15 protein-coding genes are annotated in these 17,670 nt (G+C 65.2%); 13 read left to right on the top strand and 2 right to left on the bottom strand.

Annotation, left to right across the window (positions count from 1 at the left end):
* The first annotated feature begins 100 nt into the window (after nt 1-100).
* Genes VN706_24155 through VN706_24145 form a run of 3 tightly spaced genes read left to right on the top strand, consistent with a single transcriptional unit; the run spans nt 101 to nt 3,575 of the window.
* A complete protein-coding gene (locus VN706_24155) occupies nt 101-1,210 on the top strand; it encodes an ABC transporter substrate-binding protein (GenBank protein ID HXT18740.1) in 1,110 nt (369 codons plus the stop codon).
* A complete protein-coding gene (locus tag VN706_24150; protein HXT18739.1) occupies nt 1,207-2,916 on the top strand; it encodes a methyl-accepting chemotaxis protein in 1,710 nt (569 codons plus the stop codon). Before VN706_24155 ends, VN706_24150 begins: the two co-directional genes overlap by 4 nt.
* Nucleotides 2,917-2,927: 11 nt before the next feature.
* The gene (locus VN706_24145; protein HXT18738.1) at nt 2,928-3,575 is read left to right on the top strand and encodes a hypothetical protein; all 648 of its coding nucleotides are present in this window, start codon (nt 2,928-2,930) and stop codon (nt 3,573-3,575) included.
* A gap of 134 nt (nt 3,576-3,709) precedes the next feature.
* On the opposite strand, the gene VN706_24140 is transcribed toward VN706_24145, so the two are convergent.
* Nucleotides 3,710-5,479, bottom strand: coding sequence for a M28 family peptidase (locus tag VN706_24140; protein ID HXT18737.1), 1,770 nt, complete (start codon nt 5,477-5,479; stop codon nt 3,710-3,712).
* A gap of 154 nt (nt 5,480-5,633) precedes the next feature.
* Between VN706_24140 and VN706_24135 the strand changes: the two genes are divergently transcribed.
* The 4 genes from VN706_24135 to VN706_24120 all read left to right on the top strand — a co-directional run bounded on the left by VN706_24135 (nt 5,634) and on the right by VN706_24120 (nt 8,911).
* Nucleotides 5,634-6,752, top strand: coding sequence for a PLP-dependent transferase (locus VN706_24135; protein HXT18736.1), 1,119 nt, complete (start codon nt 5,634-5,636; stop codon nt 6,750-6,752).
* A complete protein-coding gene (gene queC / locus VN706_24130; GenBank protein HXT18735.1) occupies nt 6,752-7,450 on the top strand; it encodes a 7-cyano-7-deazaguanine synthase QueC in 699 nt (232 codons plus the stop codon). Before VN706_24135 ends, queC begins: the two co-directional genes overlap by 1 nt.
* A gap of 1 nt (nt 7,451) precedes the next feature.
* Nucleotides 7,452-8,081, top strand: a complete 630-nt coding sequence (gene queE, locus VN706_24125; protein ID HXT18734.1) for a 7-carboxy-7-deazaguanine synthase — start codon at nt 7,452-7,454, stop codon at nt 8,079-8,081.
* Nucleotides 8,082-8,311: 230 nt separating this feature from the next.
* Entirely contained in the window at nt 8,312-8,911 is a 600-nt protein-coding gene (locus VN706_24120; protein HXT18733.1) for a C40 family peptidase, read from the top strand.
* A gap of 44 nt (nt 8,912-8,955) precedes the next feature.
* Here the strand turns inward: VN706_24120 and VN706_24115 are convergent, their stop codons facing one another.
* Nucleotides 8,956-10,110, bottom strand: coding sequence for a CapA family protein (locus VN706_24115; GenBank protein ID HXT18732.1), 1,155 nt, complete (start codon nt 10,108-10,110; stop codon nt 8,956-8,958).
* A 313-nt stretch (nt 10,111-10,423) separates the two neighbouring features.
* Between VN706_24115 and VN706_24110 the strand changes: the two genes are divergently transcribed.
* From VN706_24110 to VN706_24085, 6 genes are all read left to right on the top strand, one after another.
* Nucleotides 10,424-11,680, top strand: a complete 1,257-nt coding sequence (locus VN706_24110; protein ID HXT18731.1) for an HlyD family efflux transporter periplasmic adaptor subunit — start codon at nt 10,424-10,426, stop codon at nt 11,678-11,680.
* A gap of 102 nt (nt 11,681-11,782) precedes the next feature.
* Nucleotides 11,783-12,535 carry an ABC transporter ATP-binding protein gene (locus VN706_24105; GenBank protein HXT18730.1) on the top strand — a complete coding sequence of 251 codons (753 nt, stop codon included), beginning with the start codon at nt 11,783-11,785 and terminating at the stop codon, nt 12,533-12,535.
* Nucleotides 12,536-12,682: 147 nt separating this feature from the next.
* Entirely contained in the window at nt 12,683-13,417 is a 735-nt protein-coding gene (locus tag VN706_24100; protein ID HXT18729.1) for an ABC transporter ATP-binding protein, read from the top strand.
* Nucleotides 13,418-13,710: 293 nt separating this feature from the next.
* On the top strand, nt 13,711-15,078 hold the full coding sequence (locus VN706_24095) for a sigma-54 dependent transcriptional regulator (protein ID HXT18728.1): 1,368 nt from the start codon (nt 13,711-13,713) through the stop codon (nt 15,076-15,078).
* A 56-nt stretch (nt 15,079-15,134) separates the two neighbouring features.
* Entirely contained in the window at nt 15,135-16,484 is a 1,350-nt protein-coding gene (locus VN706_24090; protein ID HXT18727.1) for an ATP-binding protein, read from the top strand.
* A 188-nt stretch (nt 16,485-16,672) separates the two neighbouring features.
* Nucleotides 16,673-17,491, top strand: a complete 819-nt coding sequence (locus VN706_24085; GenBank protein HXT18726.1) for a hypothetical protein — start codon at nt 16,673-16,675, stop codon at nt 17,489-17,491.
* Nucleotides 17,492-17,670 lie beyond the last annotated feature (179 nt).

Below are 17,670 nucleotides of genomic sequence, written 5' to 3'. Positions count from 1 at the left end.
ATGCCATTCTGCTGAGCTGTGACAACCCGGGGTCGAATCCGTCCTTGAATGGTATGGCGCGATGTAGCGCCGGGCCCTCCGTACCGACACTTGGTTGTTGATGCGCCTAAAACGTTTAATTGTCCCGCTGGTAGCCGCCGCTGTCCTTGCTGCGTGTTCACATGGCTCCTCGGGCACCGTCACATTCGGAGCGGCTGGTCCGTTCAGTCAGGCTTACGGAATCGCGAACAAGCACGGCATCGAGCTCGCGGTCGAGCAGATCAATGACTCCCCCGCCTGGTCGGGTGGCCGCAAGCTGCAAATCGCCTTCGTCGATGATTCGGGCAGCGGCGTTCAAGCGAGCGCCGTCGCGTCGAAATTCGTCGACAGCACGCGCATCGTCGCGGTCGTCGGCCATGTGAACTCCGGCGCGATGGTGTCGGCCGCGCACGTGTACGACGGCCATCTCGCCGCGGTCGCGACCACCGCGACGTCGCCGGCGCTCACCGGCATTTCGCCGTGGGCGTTCCGAGTCATTACGAGCGACTCGACGAACGGCATGACGATCGCGCAATACGTGAACAAGCTGGGCCGTAAACGCGCCGCGGTGCTGTATGAGAACAATCCATACGGCCGCGGACTCGTCGACAGCTTCCGGCGGAATTACAGCGGACAGATCATCAGCATCGATCCGATCGACGAAGGCGCCGACCAAAGCTTCGAGCCTTTCGTCAGCTACTACAAGCGCGAGCACGCGGACGTTGTCTTCGTCGCGGGCACCGATGGATCAGGCGTCGCCTTCCTCAAGGAAGCGCGCCGCCAGCAGCTCTCCGCCGATCTCGTCGGCGGCGACGGCTGGCAGACCGTCGCGACCGATAGCGCGGTGAAGCCGCTTACCGAAGGCATTTACGTCGGCGCGCCATTCAGCGCGCAGGATCCTCGGCCCGAGGTGAAGACGTTCGTCACCGCTTACAAGGCGAAGTACCACGAGCTTCCGGACGGCAACGCCGCGCTCGCGTACGACGCCACGAAGTTGCTGGCGCAGGCGGTGGAGAAAGTTGGGCCCGACCGCAAGAAGATTCGCGATTATCTCGCCGGGCTCACCGAGCAGTCCGCGTATCACGGCGTGACGGGCACGATTCGGTTTCGCCCCGACGGCGATCCCGTCGGGAAAGGCATCGTGATGACGCGCGCGCATCAGGGCGTGCTGCAGGTGGAGTCGGGTCAATGAGCTTTCTCGAACGTTTCAACTTGAATTCGATTCGTACGCGCCTGTGGCTGGGCTTCGGCGTGCTCGTGGCGATTCTGTTCGTCGCGGGCGTGGTCTCGCGCCGCACCTTCGACAGCATGTCGGCGACGATCACGCAATCGCTCGCCGAAGTGCAGACCGAGTCGCAGCTCGCCAATCAACTCTCGGCCGACGTCGCGAAGACCATCGACGCCGGCAACCGCTACATCGATTCGCGCGACACCGCGTCGGAGAGCGCCTTCCGCCGTTACGGCTGGGCCGCGCACGACGTGCAGCGCAAGATGAACAGCCTGCCCGGGCAGAACTCCGCCGAGCTGGCGATCGTCGCCGCGATCGATACCAAGCTGTCGTCGATCGAAGTCGACTTCGCACGCGGCCACCGGCTGGCCGATCTGGGCCGCGCCGACGACGCGCGCAAGGCCGCGGCGCACGCGCAGGAGTCGACGGACAACCTGCTCACGAACATCGAACGCCTTGGCGACATCAAGGCGAAGAAGGTGGACGCCGCGCAGCGCGATCTCGCGTCCGAAGCGCGGCGCCGGTCGAATACAATGCTGCTCTTGCTTTCGGTCGCGCTCGTGCTGGCGATCGTCATCGTGGCGTACACCGTTCGCCGCATCGGCGAGCCGCTCGATCTGCTCGTGTCGCACGCGCGTCGCTTGAGCGAAGGCGACTTGTCGAGCCGTGAGAACGGTGCGATGCCGGGCGAATTCAGCATTCTCGCGTCGGCGATGAATCACACCGGTGAATCGCTGTCGCGCGTGGTATCGTTTGCCGCAAAGACCGCGGAGGAAGTCTCGAGCTCCGCGCACGATCTCGCGTCCGTCTCGGAGCAGATCTCCCTTTCGGCGACCCAGATGGCGAGCGCCATGACGGAAGTCTCACAGGGCGCCGAAACACAAGTGCGACAGTTGCGCACCGTGGACGAGACGCTGCAGGTGATTCGCGAAGCGGCCGACGGCGTGAAAGCACGCTCGGTGGAGGTGACAGATCTGGCGCGCAGCATCGAAGGCGCCGCGCAGGCCAAGCGCATGGAGATCGATCGCGCGCTCGGGATTCTCGTCGACGTGAAGCACAGCGTCGAGAGCGCGGCGGGCGAGATTCGCGCGCTCAACACGACCGTCGCCGACATCAATCGCTTCGTGGCGTCGGTGGGACAGATCGCCGATCAGACGAACCTGCTCGCGCTGAACGCCGCGATCGAGGCGGCCCGCGCGGGCGATGCCGGCCGCGGCTTCGCCGTGGTGGCGGACGAAGTGCGCAAGCTCGCCGAACAATCGCAAAAGGCGGCGGACGACATCGTCTCGATGACGGGCGTCGTCACGTCGCGCGTGACACTGAGCACGCGGGCGATGGAATCGAGCGCGGGGCGCGTGGGTGAAATCGAACGCGTGTCGCGCGACATCGACGATGCGTTGCGCACCATCTCGGACGCGGCCGAGCGCACGCGCGTCGCGGCGGTGGGCGTCACGGGTGCCGCGGAAGCGAACGCGTTCGCGGTGACCGGTGCGGCGAGCAGTCTCGAGACGATCGCCAAGACAGCCGAGGAGCATGCGGCCGCCGCCGAGCAGATCAGCGCGTCGACGCAGGAACAGTCGGCGGCGTGCGAGCAGATGACGTCCGCGTCGAACATGCTGCTGCATGGCTCGACGCAGCTGCGCGAGCTCGTCGGCGGACTTCGCACCTGAGACCTGTCGTTGTGGCCGCGGCGCTCGCGTGTTGGATCGCGCGCACGGCGGTCGCACAACGCGGCACGCGCGATCCGATCGCGGATGAAGCGGATTCCGTCGCACGCGTCGCGGGCTATGCGGTCCCTCTGCGCAGCGCGCCGATCGCGACGGGCGATCTCGAGATTCGTGCGTACATCGGATTCGGGATCATGATTCCTGAAAACTTCATTCGCATTCGACGCCATGCCGACGAAGTCACCGGTGCGCTCGTCCTGGGGTGGCCGGGAACGACTCCGCGGTTCGACGTGCCGGACGATCCCGAACGTCCGATCGCGCAGCACGATCAGGAAGTTTGGACGGCGGCGATGCGGAACCGCGCGAAGGAGTTCGGCTGCAGCGACGCGGTGCGCGGCGGATGGGTGGAGACGTGCGTCGTGGAGCCCAAACGCCCAGTCGATTGGACGTCGGCGCTTGCCGAGTTGCGGTCGGGGGGTATTCTGACGCTGCCGCAACAGCCGTCGCGGCTTGGGCTGGACGGGACGACGCTCTATGTCGAGATTCGCGACGGCTCGAAGTACCGCGCCTACAGCTATTGGACGCCGGACGAGAAGAGCGGCGACGCGAACGACCGGGCGGCGGCGCGGGTCATGGATCGGTTGCTTCGGCTGTTCGACTAGATCGGACGGCCGAGCAACAAATAAGAACGACACGATCTGACCACGTCTGACCAAACCGGCAAACCATGGTGTCCCGATCTCGTCGGATGTGGTCAGATCTTGTCGTTTTTTATTATTTTGTTATTACGAACTACTTACTGCTGACACCGCGCTTTCGGATCACCGACCGCATGATCCACCTTCGGCCGATGATCCATGTCGGCCACGTAATTCCCCACCCGATACATGAAATTCCCGATCTTCGCCATGTGCGGATAGTCGATGTACTCCGGCTCGTCCGTCACCTGGTGATAGTCGCCATGCAATCCCGTCGTCACGAACACGATCGGAATGCCGTAGCGCGCGTAGTTGAAGTGATCGCTCCGGCAGTAAATGTTCTCCGGATGCCCGTTCGCGTCATACTGATAGTCGAACACGAACGGCGGCTTCTCCGTCTCGTTCAGCGTCTCGATCAAGTCGCCCAGCTCCGTCGACACGCGGCGTGAGCCGACGAGTTGCAGGTAGTTCGGGCCACCCTCGAACAAGTCCGTCGCCGCGCCGCGGCCCACCATGTCCATGTTGAGCTGCGCCACGATCGAATCGCGCGGCACCGGCGGATGATCGGTGATGTACTGCGACCCCCACAAGCCCTTCTCTTCACCGACGTGCCACACGAAGAGCATCGAGCGCTTCGTGTTCGGCTTCTCCTTCGCGAAACGCTCCGCGATCTCGAGCAGCGTCACCGTGCCCGAGCCGTCGTCGTCCGCACCGTTGTTGATCGAATCGGCGCGAATACCGCCGTTCGCTTTGCGCACGCTGTCGAGATTGACGTGAATCGCCGCGATCTGCGCGTTGAGCGAATCCAAGTGCGCCGCCTGCGGCGCCGTCGCCGGACCACAGTTCTGCTGCTGCCGTCCGCCGCAGATGTGATGCTCGAGATTGTACAGCGCGATACGCTCGCGAATCGGATACGCCGCCTGGTTGAACAGATGCAGCGAGTCGTGATCCACCGCACCCTGCGCGCGAATGCCGATGTGGTCATTGTGGGCACCCATCGCCACCCACTCGTTCTTCAGCCTGGGATCGTGCCCCTCGTACGCCGCGACGACGTTCCGCGCCGGCGCCGGCGTATCGATGAACTTGATGTTCGCCGAGATCGATTTGCCCGTCGCGCCCTTGGTTGCCGCGTCGAGCGACGTCCCAAGGAGTTGCTCCGCGGCGTGACGCGAGAGCGTGATTGTCGGCGGCGCCGACGCATCCGACGGCTCGGGCTCGAGCCGAACGCTGCCTTCGCGCGGATGCAGCGCGTTCTGTACCAGCGTGGGCGACAACTCGTCCATCACGGTGATTGTGGCCGCCGCGCCATTGGCGTTGGCGGCTCCTCGACCAAACGCGCCGCGTCCTCCGAACCCGCCGCGCCCCGCGTTCGCCGGCTGCCGCAGCAGCTCGATCTTTCCCCGTGCCTGATCGCTGCCCAATGGTGTTCCTTCGCCGGCAACGCCGCCGTACACCACGACCGCACTCGGAAACGCACCGGTGTTGCCGCGGCCCGGACTGGCGATGAAATCCGTTCCCGCGTGCAGCGTCACGCCGTCGGCGATGATCGTCGAGCTGGGATCGAGCGCGGAGCGAATCACGGGCACGTTCTGGAAGTACGTGCCGTTGTCGCCCATCGGCTTGAGGCCGAGCGCCCGAAGCTGCGCGGCGATGTAGTTCGTTGCTTTCACGTGACCGCGCGTGCCGGTCTCCCGGCCTTCCATCGAATCCGCGGCATAGATGTACAACCGCGTTTTGAGGTCGTTGGCGGTGATGGCCGCGGTGGTCGGCTGCGACGCACGAGTGCGCGGTTGTGTCTTCGGATTTTGCGCCAACAGCGCCGCGGGAACAGCGACGAGCGTTGCGCCGAATATGCGGAAGGAGTGCATGCGATAGGTGATGAGAGTTGGCCGATGGGCGGGTCAGCCCGGTAACACTAACTTATGTACGGGCCGCGCTCGGGTGCCGCTGCGTGCGCGTCGATGTTTCGCCCAAGGCCCATCGCCCATCGCCCATCGCCCATCGCCCATCGCCCAACACGCAATGCACATCGAAACCCTTGCGGTGCACGCCGGCCACGGAATCGACGCGGCCACGGGCGCCGTTACACCGGCGATTCAACTCTCCACGACCTTCGGCCGCGAAGCCGACGGCAGCTCGCCGGCCGGCTACCTCTACTCGCGATACACGAACCCCAATCGTGCCGCGCTCGAGCAATGCCTGACGCAGCTCGAAGGCGGCGCCGCCAGCGCTGCATTCTCTTCGGGCTCCGCGGCGACGATGACGATGCTCCAGGCCATCGGCCCCGGCGCGCACGTCATTCTTCCGGACGATGCGTACTTCGGCTCGATCAAGCTCGCGCGCGAGGTGCTCGGCCCCTGGGGCATGGATGTGTCGACCGTCGACATGACGAATCTCGACGCGGTGCGCGGCACGATGAAACGGTCCACCCGACTGATCTGGATCGAGACGCCGTCGAACCCATTGCTGCGCGTCGTCGACATCGAAGCGATCGCCGACATCGCGCGGCGCGGCGGCGCGGTCACCGCGGTCGACAACACGTGGGGCACGCCGGTATTGCAACGTCCCCTGCAACTTGGCGCCGATGTCTCGATGCACTCGACGACGAAATACCTCGGCGGCCATAGCGACGTCCTCGGCGGCGCCCTGGTGTTTCGCGAGAATGGTGAGCTGTATCAAAAAGTGAACTCGATTCAAATGCTCGGCGGCGCGGTGCCGTCACCATTCGAGTGTTGGCTCACCATGCGCGGCATTCGCACGCTGCCGCTGCGAGTGAACGCACAGAGCGCGACCGCGCACGCGCTGGCCGAGTTTCTCTCGGCACAACCGAAGGTCGAGGCGGTGCATTATCCGGGACTCGTCACGCATCCCGGCCACACGATCGCGTGCCGGCAGATGCGCGGCTTTGGCGGCATGCTCTCCGTGCAAGTCGGCCGTTCGCAGGAGGAGTCGATCGCCATCGCGAAACGTCTCCAGCTCTTCACCTACGCGACGAGCCTCGGCGGCACGGAGAGCTTGATCGAGAATCGCGCGTCGGTCGAAGGTCCGGCCACGCGCGCGCCGCAGAATCTGCTGCGCGTGTCGATCGGCCTGGAGCACGTCGACGATCTGCGCGCCGACTTCGAGGCCGCGCTGAGCTGATGTCCGACGCACGAAAAGCGGTGTTGCTCCTGAGCGGGGGACTGGATTCGACGACGCTGCTCGCCTACGCGCTCGAGGAAGGATTCGACGTGCACGCAATGACGTTTCGCTACGGCCAGCGCCACGCGACCGAGATCGAATCGGCGCGCCGCGTCGCCGCGCGATACGATGTCCGCGATCACGTGGTCGCGGACATCGATCTGCGCACGTTCGGTGGATCGGCGCTGACGAACACCGCGATCGATGTGCCGAAGGATCGCGACGTGAGCGTGCACGAGACAGGAATTCCCATCACCTACGTTCCGGCGCGCAATACGATCTTTCTGTCGTTCGCGCTGGCGTGGGCCGAAGTGCTTCAGGCGGGCGACATTTTCATTGGCGTGAATGCGCTCGATTACTCGGGCTATCCCGACTGTCGGCCCGAGTACATCGCCGCCTACGAGCGCATGGCGAATCTCGCGACGCGCGGCGGAGTCGAGGGGACGAACCCCGTGCGCATTCAGACGCCGCTCATCGATCTCACGAAGGCGCAGATCATTCGGATGGGACTCGAGCTCGGCGTCGATTACTCGATCACGCAGAGCTGCTACGATCCTGATGCAACGGGTGCCGCGTGCGGTCACTGCGATGCATGCCAGCTGCGCTTGCGGGGTTTCGCCGAGGCGGGAGCGAAGGATCCCGCGAGGTACGCTGGCTGAGATGTATACCGTCAAGGAAATCTTTTACACGCTGCAGGGCGAAGGCGCGAACGCGGGACGCCCGGCGGTGTTTTGCCGCTTCGCCGGCTGCAATCTCTGGACGGGCCGCGACTCCGATCGCGGCACGGCGATTTGCGATTTCTGTGATACCGACTTCGTCGGCGTCGGGCCGGACGGCGGCAAGTTCGCGACCGCCGACGACCTTGCGCGCGCCGTCGCGGAGCGATGGCCCGACGTGTCTCAGGGTCGCCCGCTCGTGGTGTGCACCGGCGGCGAACCGCTCCTGCAGCTCGACGAGGCGGCGATCGATGCGCTGCACGAACGCGGCTTCGAGGTCGCCGTCGAGACGAATGGAACGCAGCCACCGCCCCGCGGCCTCGACTGGATTTGCGTGAGCCCCAAGGCGCGCGCGCCGCTCGTGCTCACCCGCGGCAACGAGCTCAAGCTCGTCTTTCCACAGCCCGGCATCGACCCCGCCCGCCTCGAGTCGCTCGACTTCGAGCAGTTCTATCTGCAGCCGATGGACGGCCCCGACGCCGAGGCGAATACGCGTGCCGCGCTCGCGTACTGCATGGCGCATCCGCGGTGGCGCCTCAGCATCCAGACGCACAAGCTGCTCGGCATCCGCTGATTCCGCCCGGGCGATTTGGCCGCCCATGGAAATCACCATACGCGAGTGATGATTCTCACCGCTGGGGCCGATACTCCGGTTAATTGTTGACCCTGCCGCCCGACCGCCGTAGACTCACCAGCGGTAAGCGACCCTAGCGGCAAGTCGCTCGCCCAAGAACCTGCCTGATCGCGGTAGCTGGCCCGGACGTTTGGCCGCACGCAGCCGTTGTCGGTCCTGAGAATCCTCGAATGAGCAATCTGTCGACGAACCCTTTGTCGCGATTGGCGCTCGTGCTTTGCACGATTGCCGGGCTCAGCCTGCCCGTGCGCGCGAATGCTCAGGCCTCGGGCACGCCGAAACCGTTCGAGGCGTACAGCAACTCGGCGCACGATCTCCGCGACTCGATCGTCGCGCTCGCCCGCGCGCAGATCGGTACGCGTTACAAGCGCGGGGGCACGACCCCCAGGGGCTTCGACTGCAGCGGATTGATCAAATACATCATGGCGGCGCTCAACCTCGACGTGCCGCGCACGGCGCGCCAGCAGGCGGCGGTGGGCCTCGCGGTGAACAAGGACACGAGCCACCTCCTGCCCGGCGACGTGCTGACGTTCGGCAAAGGCAAGAAGGGCGTGAGCCACGTCGGCATCTACATCGGCGACGGCAAGTACATCCACGCCAGCAGCACCGCGGGCAAGGTCATCGAGAGCAAGATCGACCGGCCGTTCTCGCCGCTCATCAAGATGTGGAAGGGCGCGCGTCGCATGTTGTCGCTGGATGATTCCACCGTGACGCCGGTGACGCCGGTGACGCCGGTGACGCTGGCCGCGAAGGGCGGCGGCGCCCAGTAAAGCAGGTCATCCTCAGCGCCCAAGGCGCTAAGGATGACAGCGTCTCACGGCCGACGCCGTTCAACCACCCCATTCGAATCGACGACCGCGCCGGTGCGCGGAAAATCGAGCGCGCTCAGCGAATCGATCAACCGAAACGCGCGCCGCGTCGAATCCGCCTCGAGCACGCCCGGCCAGCGTTGCATCGTCGCGCGAAGCTCGGCGCCCGTCACGCGACGATCGGCGTCCACGGTTGCGCACAAGACCGCGCCGCGATTCGTCGGCTCGCGCAGCTTGAACGGTCCGTACGTGATCAGGTTGCCAAGCGAGTAGGCGGCCAGCCGGTCGCCGCGCCACTCGATGGCGCGGAGTACGTGCGGCCCGTGGCCGACGAGGAGCGTCGCCCCGCCCGAGAACGCCGCATTCGCGAACCCCACCGGATTCCCTCGACTCATCTTTAGAAATCGCTCATTAGCATTCCGGGTACGCTGCGCCTTTGGTCCCTCGGCGCCCAGGTGCATCGTGACGATGACTGTTCCCCACCGCTCGACCGCCCGCGCCACGTGGCGCCGCACCGCGGCGAGATCGCGCGCATCGGGCGTCGTCGTATCGGTATGGAAGCCGAGGAAGGCAATGGTGTCGCCGGACGGCAGGGCGACCGGCGTGGCGAGCGTGTCGGCGCCGGTCACGATGATGCCCGCGGCCGTGAGCGCGGCGACCGTGGAATCGCGGCCCTCTTCGCCCGCATCGCGCGAGTGGTTGTTCGCGACGTTGCCGACGATGATCACCGAGCTGTCCGCGATGCGCCGAAGCGCCATCGCCGCCGCCGGCGGCTGCCGGAACGCAAAGCAGCTCGTCGAGCGCGGCCCGCACTTGGCCGGCGCCGGCCCCGAGCCGATGGCACCCTCGACGTTGAGCAGAATGACGTCCGCGCCGGCGAAGAACGGCTTGAGCGCCGGCGCCAGGCTGTCGGGATCGGGCCGCTTGCCGTAGAAGCGCCACAGGGTGTCCGCTCCCGCCCGCGCCCACGAGGGATCAAGGTTGGTCCCGAGCGTGACGTCACCGCCCGCGCAAACGCGCACGGGCTTGCTGAGCGGCTTGGGCCGCGGAACGGAGTCCGCCTGCGCACCGAGCGTCGAGCCGAGCGTGCACGCTAAGAGGCCCCGTATCGCGACACGGGACAACCACGCCCAACGCCCATCGCCCATCGCTGATCGCATGAGTCAACCTATTTCCCGTCCGAGTTGTCTCATAGAGTCTGAAGCGGAAAGCAGGCGGATAGCAGCCCGCGTGAAACCGGGTCACTGCTTCTTCCGTCAGGACTGTTCGGTTGTGGGACATGCAATCCCACAGACGAGCAAGCACCAAGCGGGACAGTTTGCGAAAACACGTCGTAAGTTGTTGCGGCAACGTGCGTTATCTGCTTATCGCGAGCGGCATGGTCCTTCCTTAAGCCACCTTGTAGTCGAATAGGCGAAAACGCCATTCGAACCCGGTCCACGCCACCCGCCCCCAATCGCACGAGAAGTCACCTTGGACATCAAGCGCGAACCCCCCAAAAAGACCAAGAAGTTCATCGCGTATGGCGCCGGCGTCGTCGGCATCGTCGCCGTCTCGGCGTTCGTGAGCCGTCTCAAGCCCGCGGCGCCGCCCGTCGAGCGCGGCACGCTCTGGATCGACACCGTGAAGCGCGGACCGATGACGCGAGACGTCAACGCGCCGGGCACGCTCGAGCCGGAGTACGTCCGCAACGTCACCGCCCTCACCAGCGGCCGCATCGAAGGCCTGCCGCTCAAGCCTGGCGCCACCGTCAAGGCCGGCGATCTGCTCGTCGCGATGAGCAACCCCGACGAAGAGATCAAGCAGCTGCAGGACGAACAGCAGCTCAATCAGTCGGTTGGCGCGCTCGCCCAGCTCAAGACGACGCTCCATCAGCAGATTCTGGGGCAGGAAGGTGTCGTCGCCACCATGCGCACGCAGTACAACAACGCGGTGCGCCTCGTGGCGGTGCAGGACTCCCTCGCCAAGAAGAACCTCGCGTCGGCGAATGACGTCGCATCGGCGCGTGACAACGTGGTCGAGATGAAGCAGCGTCTCGACATCGAGCAGAAACGGCTCGACGACGTGAACGCGTCGGAGTCGACGCAGATCAAGCTCCAGGAAGATCAGATCGAGAGCCTGCGCCGCATTCTCAACGAGCAGAAGAACCGGGTCGCGTCGATGAACCTGAGCGCGCCCGATGGCGGCCAGCTTCAGAGTCTTGGCAATCCGCCGCTCGAGCTGGGCCAGTACGTGAACGCGGGCAGCGTCGTCGCGCGCATCGTGCAGCCGGGCAAGCTCAAGGCGGTGCTGCGCGTGCCGGAGAATCAGGCGAAAGACGTCGTACCCGGGTTGCCGGCGTCGATCGATCTCCACAACAACACGGTCGTGAAGGGCCACGTCACGCGTACCGACCCGTCGTCGGTCGCCGGCACGGTCACCGTCGAAGTTTCGATCGAAGACGCGCTGCCCGCGGGCACGCGCTCTGACCTCGCGGTCGACGGCACGATCACGCTCGAACGCATTCCGAACACGTTGTTCATCGGCCGTCCGGGCTTCGGTCAGGCGGAAAGCTCGGTCGGCATCTTCAAGGTGCTGCCGGGCAAGGGCGAAGCGGTGCGCACGACTGTGATGCTCGGCCGCGCGTCGGTGAACACGATCGAAGTGAAGAGTGGTTTGCAGGTCGGCGACAGCGTCATCATCTCGGACATGTCGCAGTTCGACAACACGAATCGCGTACGCATCAAATGACCGCGCGCTCGCGCGCGGTCATCCTGAGGCGCTGGTGCTCCAGGCCGAAGGATCTCCGTACTTCCTGTAAGACAGTTTCCCCCAACCCTCCGAGAGCTCCCCATGGCTACTGAGTCCGCATCCTCGTCACCGGCCGGCTTCTCCGCGAGCACGAACAACCAGCCGCTGATTCGCCTGAACGGGATCAAGAAGGTGTTCTACACCGACGAGGTGGAGACCCACGCCCTCCAGGACATTCACGTCGAAATCCAGCCGGGCGAGTACGTCGCCATGGAAGGTCCGTCGGGCTGCGGCAAGACGACGCTGCTCTCCATCCTCGGCCTGCTCGACACGCCCACCGGAGGCGAGTACACACTCGCCGGCGAGCCCGTCGCGCAGCTCACGCCGAGCCAGCGCGCGCGCATCCGCAATCGGCAGATCGGCTTCATCTTCCAGGCGTTCAACCTGATCGGCGATCTCACCGTCTACGAGAACGTCGAGCTGCCGCTCACCTATCGCGGCATGTCGGCGGCCGAACGGAAGCAGCGCGTCACGGATGCGCTCGAGCGCGTGGGGATGAGCCACCGCATGAAGCACTATCCGGCACAGCTCTCCGGCGGTCAGCAGCAGCGCGTCGCCGTGGCGCGCGCGGTCGCGGGCGATCCGCTCATCCTGCTCGCCGACGAACCGACGGGTAACCTCGATTCGACGAACGGCGAAGCGGTGATGGAGCTCCTTCGCGAGCTGCATCGCGGCGGCGCCACGATCTGCATGGTGACGCACGATCCCCGCTATGCCGCGCACGCCGACCGTTCGATTCACCTGTTCGACGGTCGTGTGGTCGAAGAGCGTCGCAGCGACAAGGTCACCGTCTAACGTCCCTAAATCGCGCCCCCACCCGTCGGCGCAACGGGGAGCTGAAAGTCGAAAGGCTTCAGCTCCCCGTCGTTTTTCGCCAGATTTCAGTTCCGAACGTTCGGGCACCGGTCTCCGGTTCCCGCCTCCCGAATCCTGGTCGCTTCAATGGCCTTCTTCACCTCACAGCCGAAAACCGTCTCCCGCGACGCGCCGCCGGCGCCGATCATCGGTCCGCTCATCGCGATGCGCAACATCGAGAAAGTGTTCGAGACGGCCGCGGGTCGCACGTACGTGCTGCGCCGCATCACCGGCGAGATTCAGCCGGGCGAGTTCGTGTCGATCATGGGGCCCTCGGGCGCCGGCAAATCGACGCTGCTCGCAATCCTCGGCATGCTCGACAGCGCGTGGGCGGGCGAGTTTTTCTTCCTCGGCCACCCCGTTCATGCGATGAGCCACAAGCAGCGCGTGGCACTGAACAAGGAGCACATCGGCTTCGTCTTTCAGCAGTATCACCTGATCGATGATCTGACCGTGGCCGAGAATCTCGACATCCCGCTGTCGTACCGAAACGTGAAGAAGTCGGAGCGCGAGGCGATCGTGGCCGACACGCTCGACCGATTCGGCATGGTCGGCAAGAAGGATCTATACCCGCGGCAGCTGTCCGGCGGCCAGCAGCAGCTCGTCGGCGTCGCGCGTGCGGTGATCGCGAAGCCCAAGCTGATCCTCGCGGACGAGCCCACCGGCAACCTGCATTCCAGCCAGGGCCGCGAGATCATGGAGCTATTCAAGAAATTGAATAACGAGGGCACCACGATCATTCAGGTGACGCACTCCGAAGAGAACGCGAAGTTCGGGAACCGGATCATCCAGCTCAAGGATGGGTGGATCGTCACGGAGTGAGGCGGGGGCGCGCCGGACCCTATGACCACGGACGAACGTCGGACGGCCACGGACAGGCACGGAGACGGCGTTGAACCGATTGAACAGCGTTTGAAGTTGAGTGCTCGTTGATTACACCCTCGGGAAGCTTCGGTTCGCGAAGCATCCCGAGGGTGTTCTTCAACAATGCTTCGAACTGCCGTTGACTGCAGGTCACGCCGTCTCCGTGCCTGTCCGCCGTTGTCCGATGTCCGTCCGTGGTAAGCTCTTTCATCCGCAGTTTTGCGTGGTACCGACCTAGCTTTCCCCAGAGAATGACCGACACCGGCAAACCCACCGTCCTTGTCGCCGACGATCAGCCCGACATCCTCGAAGCGCTGCGTCTGCTTCTGAAGAGCAACGGCTTCGACGTCCACACGGTCAACTCGCCCACCGCCGCGCTGGCCGAGCTCGAGCGCCGTGACTACGACGCGATGCTGCTCGACATGAACTACACGCGCGACACGACGTCGGGGAAAGAAGGCCTCGATCTGCTCACGCAACTCGAGACCCTCGAGCCCGACATGCCCATCATCGTGATGACGGCGTGGGGCTCGATCGACAACGCCGTCGAGGCGATGCGCCGCGGCGCGCGCGACTATGTCGAGAAACCGTGGGACAACGCGCGCCTCGTGTCCATCCTCACCACGCAGGTCGAGCTTGGACGCGCGCTCCGGCGGGCGCAGCGCCTCGAATCAGAAAACCGATTGCTGCGCCGCGATCACCTTCCGCAAATGATCGCCGAATCGGCGAAGATGCAGCCGATTCTCCAGCTGATGGAGCGTGTCGGACCATCCGACGCGAACGTGCTCATCACCGGCGAGCACGGCACGGGCAAGGAGCTCGTCGCGCAGTGGTTTCATGCGTCATCGCCGCGTGCGGCGCGGTCATTCATCGCCGTGAACATGGGCGGACTCTCCGAGGGGCTGTTCGAGAGCGAGCTGTTCGGCCATGTGAAGGGGGCGTTCACCGACGCCAAGACCGACCGCGTCGGCCGCTTCGAGCTGGCGGACGCCGGAACGCTCTTTCTCGACGAGATCGGCAACGTTCCGCTGGCCATGCAGGCGAAGCTGTTGCGCGTGCTGCAGACGGGCGACGTCGAGCGGGTCGGCTCGTCCAAGGCGCGCCACGTGGACGTGCGCGTCGTCTCGGCCACCAATGCGAACTTGCAGCAGGAAGTGAGCGACGGGCGCTTTCGCGAGGATCTGCTCTTCCGTCTCAACACCATCGAGATACATCTCCCACCGCTTCGCGACCGGCGCGAGGACATCCCGGCGCTGGCCACGCACTTTCTCCGGCGTCATGCGACGCGCTACCGCAAGCAGTTGTCGGGATTCGATTCGGGTGCGATGCAGCTGCTGTTGTCGCATCCGTGGCCGGGCAACATCCGCGAGCTGGACCACGCGATCGAGCGCTCCGTGCTCATGGCGCAAGGCGAACAGGTTCGCGCGGGCGACTTGGGACTCCGCGGCGGCACGACGAGCGCGGCGCCGCGGCTCGAGGACCTGCCGCTGGAAGATGTTGAGAAAATGCTCATTCAAAAAGCGTTATCACGCTACGAGGGCAACGTCAGTCGCGCCGCGCAGGCGCTCGGGCTGTCGCGAAGCGCGCTGTACCGGCGTATCGCCGCGTATGGATTGTAAACCGCGGACGTCCGAGCGAAGGGGCGACGCGCCGAAGCGACGACCGATCCCCCCGCATGAGTAACCGCACCCCGCACCACGAACGGCTCATTTTCCGCCTGGCGCTCGGCGCCGGGCTGCCCGGCGTCGTCATCTCGATGATCCTCCTCTGGCGCGGCGGCTACAGCGCCAAGGTGCAGTGGACGCTCGGCCTGGTCGTGATCGGCACGTGGCTGATCACGTCGCTCCTGCTTCGCGAGCGTGTCGTGCGGCCGCTGCAGACGCTCTCCAACATGCTCGCCGCGCTGCGCGAGGGCGACTATTCCATTCGCGCGCGCGGCGCCGACCGCGAAGACGCCCTCGGCCTTGCCTTTCTCGAGTCGAATCTCCTCGGCGAGACGCTGCGCACGCAACGGCTGGGCGCCATGGAAGCCACGGCACTTTTGAAAACTGTAATGGCCGAGATCGACGTGGCGGTGTTCGCGTTCGACGAAGCCGATCGGGTGCGTCTGGTGAACCGCGCCGGAGAGCGACTGCTCACTCAACCCGCGGAGCGCATTCTCGGACGCACGGCCGAGCAGGTTGGGCTGGCCGATCAGCTCGAGGGACCGTCGCCGCGCACGATGGACGTCACGTTTCCGGGCGGCGCCGGCCGATGGGAAGTCAGGCGCGGATCGTTTCGGCAGGACGGACGTCCGCACACGCTGCTCGTGCTCGCCGACGTCAGCCGCACACTGCGCGAGGAAGAGCTGCAGGCGTGGCAGCGCCTCGTGCGGGTGCTCAGTCACGAGATCAACAATTCGCTCGCGCCCATCAAGTCGATCGCCGGCAGCTTGTTGACGCTGCTCGACCGCCGAGCACCGGGGACACCAGAGCCGGCGGAGGATTCGCACGACGATCTGCGTCGTGGTTTGAGCGTGATCGGCGGACGATCCGAAGCGCTCGTGCGTTTCATGTCCTCGTACGCGCGCTTGGCGAAGCTGCCCGCGCCGAACCGCGCGCCGCTCGACGTCGCGACGTGGGTGCGTCGTATCGCCGCACTCGAGACGCGCCTGCCCGTCGTCGTGCGCGACGGGCCGCCGGTCACGCTGCGCGCCGACGGCGATCAGCTCGATCAGCTGCTCATCAACCTCGTGCGCAACGCCGTGGATGCATCACTCGAGAGCCGGGGCGAAGTGTGCGTCGGCTGGGCGCGGCAGAACGGTACAGTGTCGATCACGGTCGAGGACGACGGTCCGGGTCTGGCGAATCCGGCGAACCTGTTCGTTCCGTTTTTCACGACGAAGCCGCAGGGGTCTGGAATCGGTCTCGTGCTGTCGCGACAGATTGCGGAAGCGCACGGCGGGTCGCTCGCGCTGGACAATCGGCGCGGCCATCGCGGCTGCATCGCGACAGTGCGGTTGCCCATGGATTCCGAAGCGAGCTGAGCCACCGTTCGTAAGACTTTGGTCCCGCTACAAAACCGTCGCGTGTTGTTCACCAGTCCGGCACGCGCCCTGCTTTCAAGAGGGCGGGAGCCACGACGAAATCAGTCGTTCGAGGGACCTACACCCATCCCTCGCCCGGTTGCCGTCCGCGGGGGCACGTCATGGACGGCATTCAGGAGAGAGGAACCATGAGTCTGCGTTACACAACGAAGTTGACCGGCGCCGCCGCGTTGCTCGTCGTCGGAGCAATGGCCGCGTCCGCACAGACGAAGCCGACATCGACCAAGCGTATTCCGATCACGAAGGAAGCGGGTGGTGAAGTGGTCACGACGCGGGTGGACACCGTGACGGTGTATCGCACGGATACGCTCCGTCTGGCCAACACGGATACCGTTCGCTTGACGAACACGGTGACGCGCGTCGACACCGTCAGCATTGCCGCGGCGCCGATGATGCGCCCGGTGCATCTCCCGTACGGCCTGTACTTCGGTATCGGCGGTGGCGTCTCGGCTCCGAACGGCGCGATCTTCAATCCGAACAGCGCTGGTCCGAGCGCGCAGGCACAGCTCGGGTGGCAGAGCCATTGGCTGGGTCTTCGCGGCGACGCGAACTGGGCGAAGCCGGGCGAGGATGGCCGGTATGCGCAGCTGCAGGCGGATCCTGACATCGTGAACTTCAGCGCGGACGCGAAGCTCAATCTGCCGCTGTTCAACCATCTGTTCGGTTCGTCGCATCGCTTCGGTCTCTACGGCATCGGCGGCTACACGCACACGATGTACAAGAACCTGCCGATTCGCGCGAACGGCTTCAATCCGGATGGTTCGATCATCGTCGTTCCGGGCAATGGCGACTGGACGCACGAGAATGGCTGGAACGCCGGCGGTGGTGCTTCGCTGTCGTGGGGTCGCAACGAGTTGTTCTTCGAGACGCGCGTGCTCGCGTTCAACATGACCAACTTCCCGCAGTCGCGGCAGATGCCGTTCGTGCTCGGGTACAACATCTACTAATGCGCCGAGCGTCCGGTCTCGCGACCTGACGCGTTGGACGACATTGGTCGAACGTGAAGAACGCCCTACGCGGCATTGCCGCGTAGGGCGTTCTGTATTCGGCTGTATTCGGCCATTCGCCGCATTCGCTTGCATTTCCGCGCATCGCGCGCGTCACTGCCCTTTCGTCCAATCGAGGA

This window comes from Gemmatimonadaceae bacterium (assembly GCA_035606695.1).
Classification (GTDB): Bacteria; Gemmatimonadota; Gemmatimonadetes; order Gemmatimonadales; family Gemmatimonadaceae; genus JAQBQB01.
Note: the sequence above shows the minus strand (reverse complement) of the source record. Positions and strands in the feature narration are given on the sequence as shown.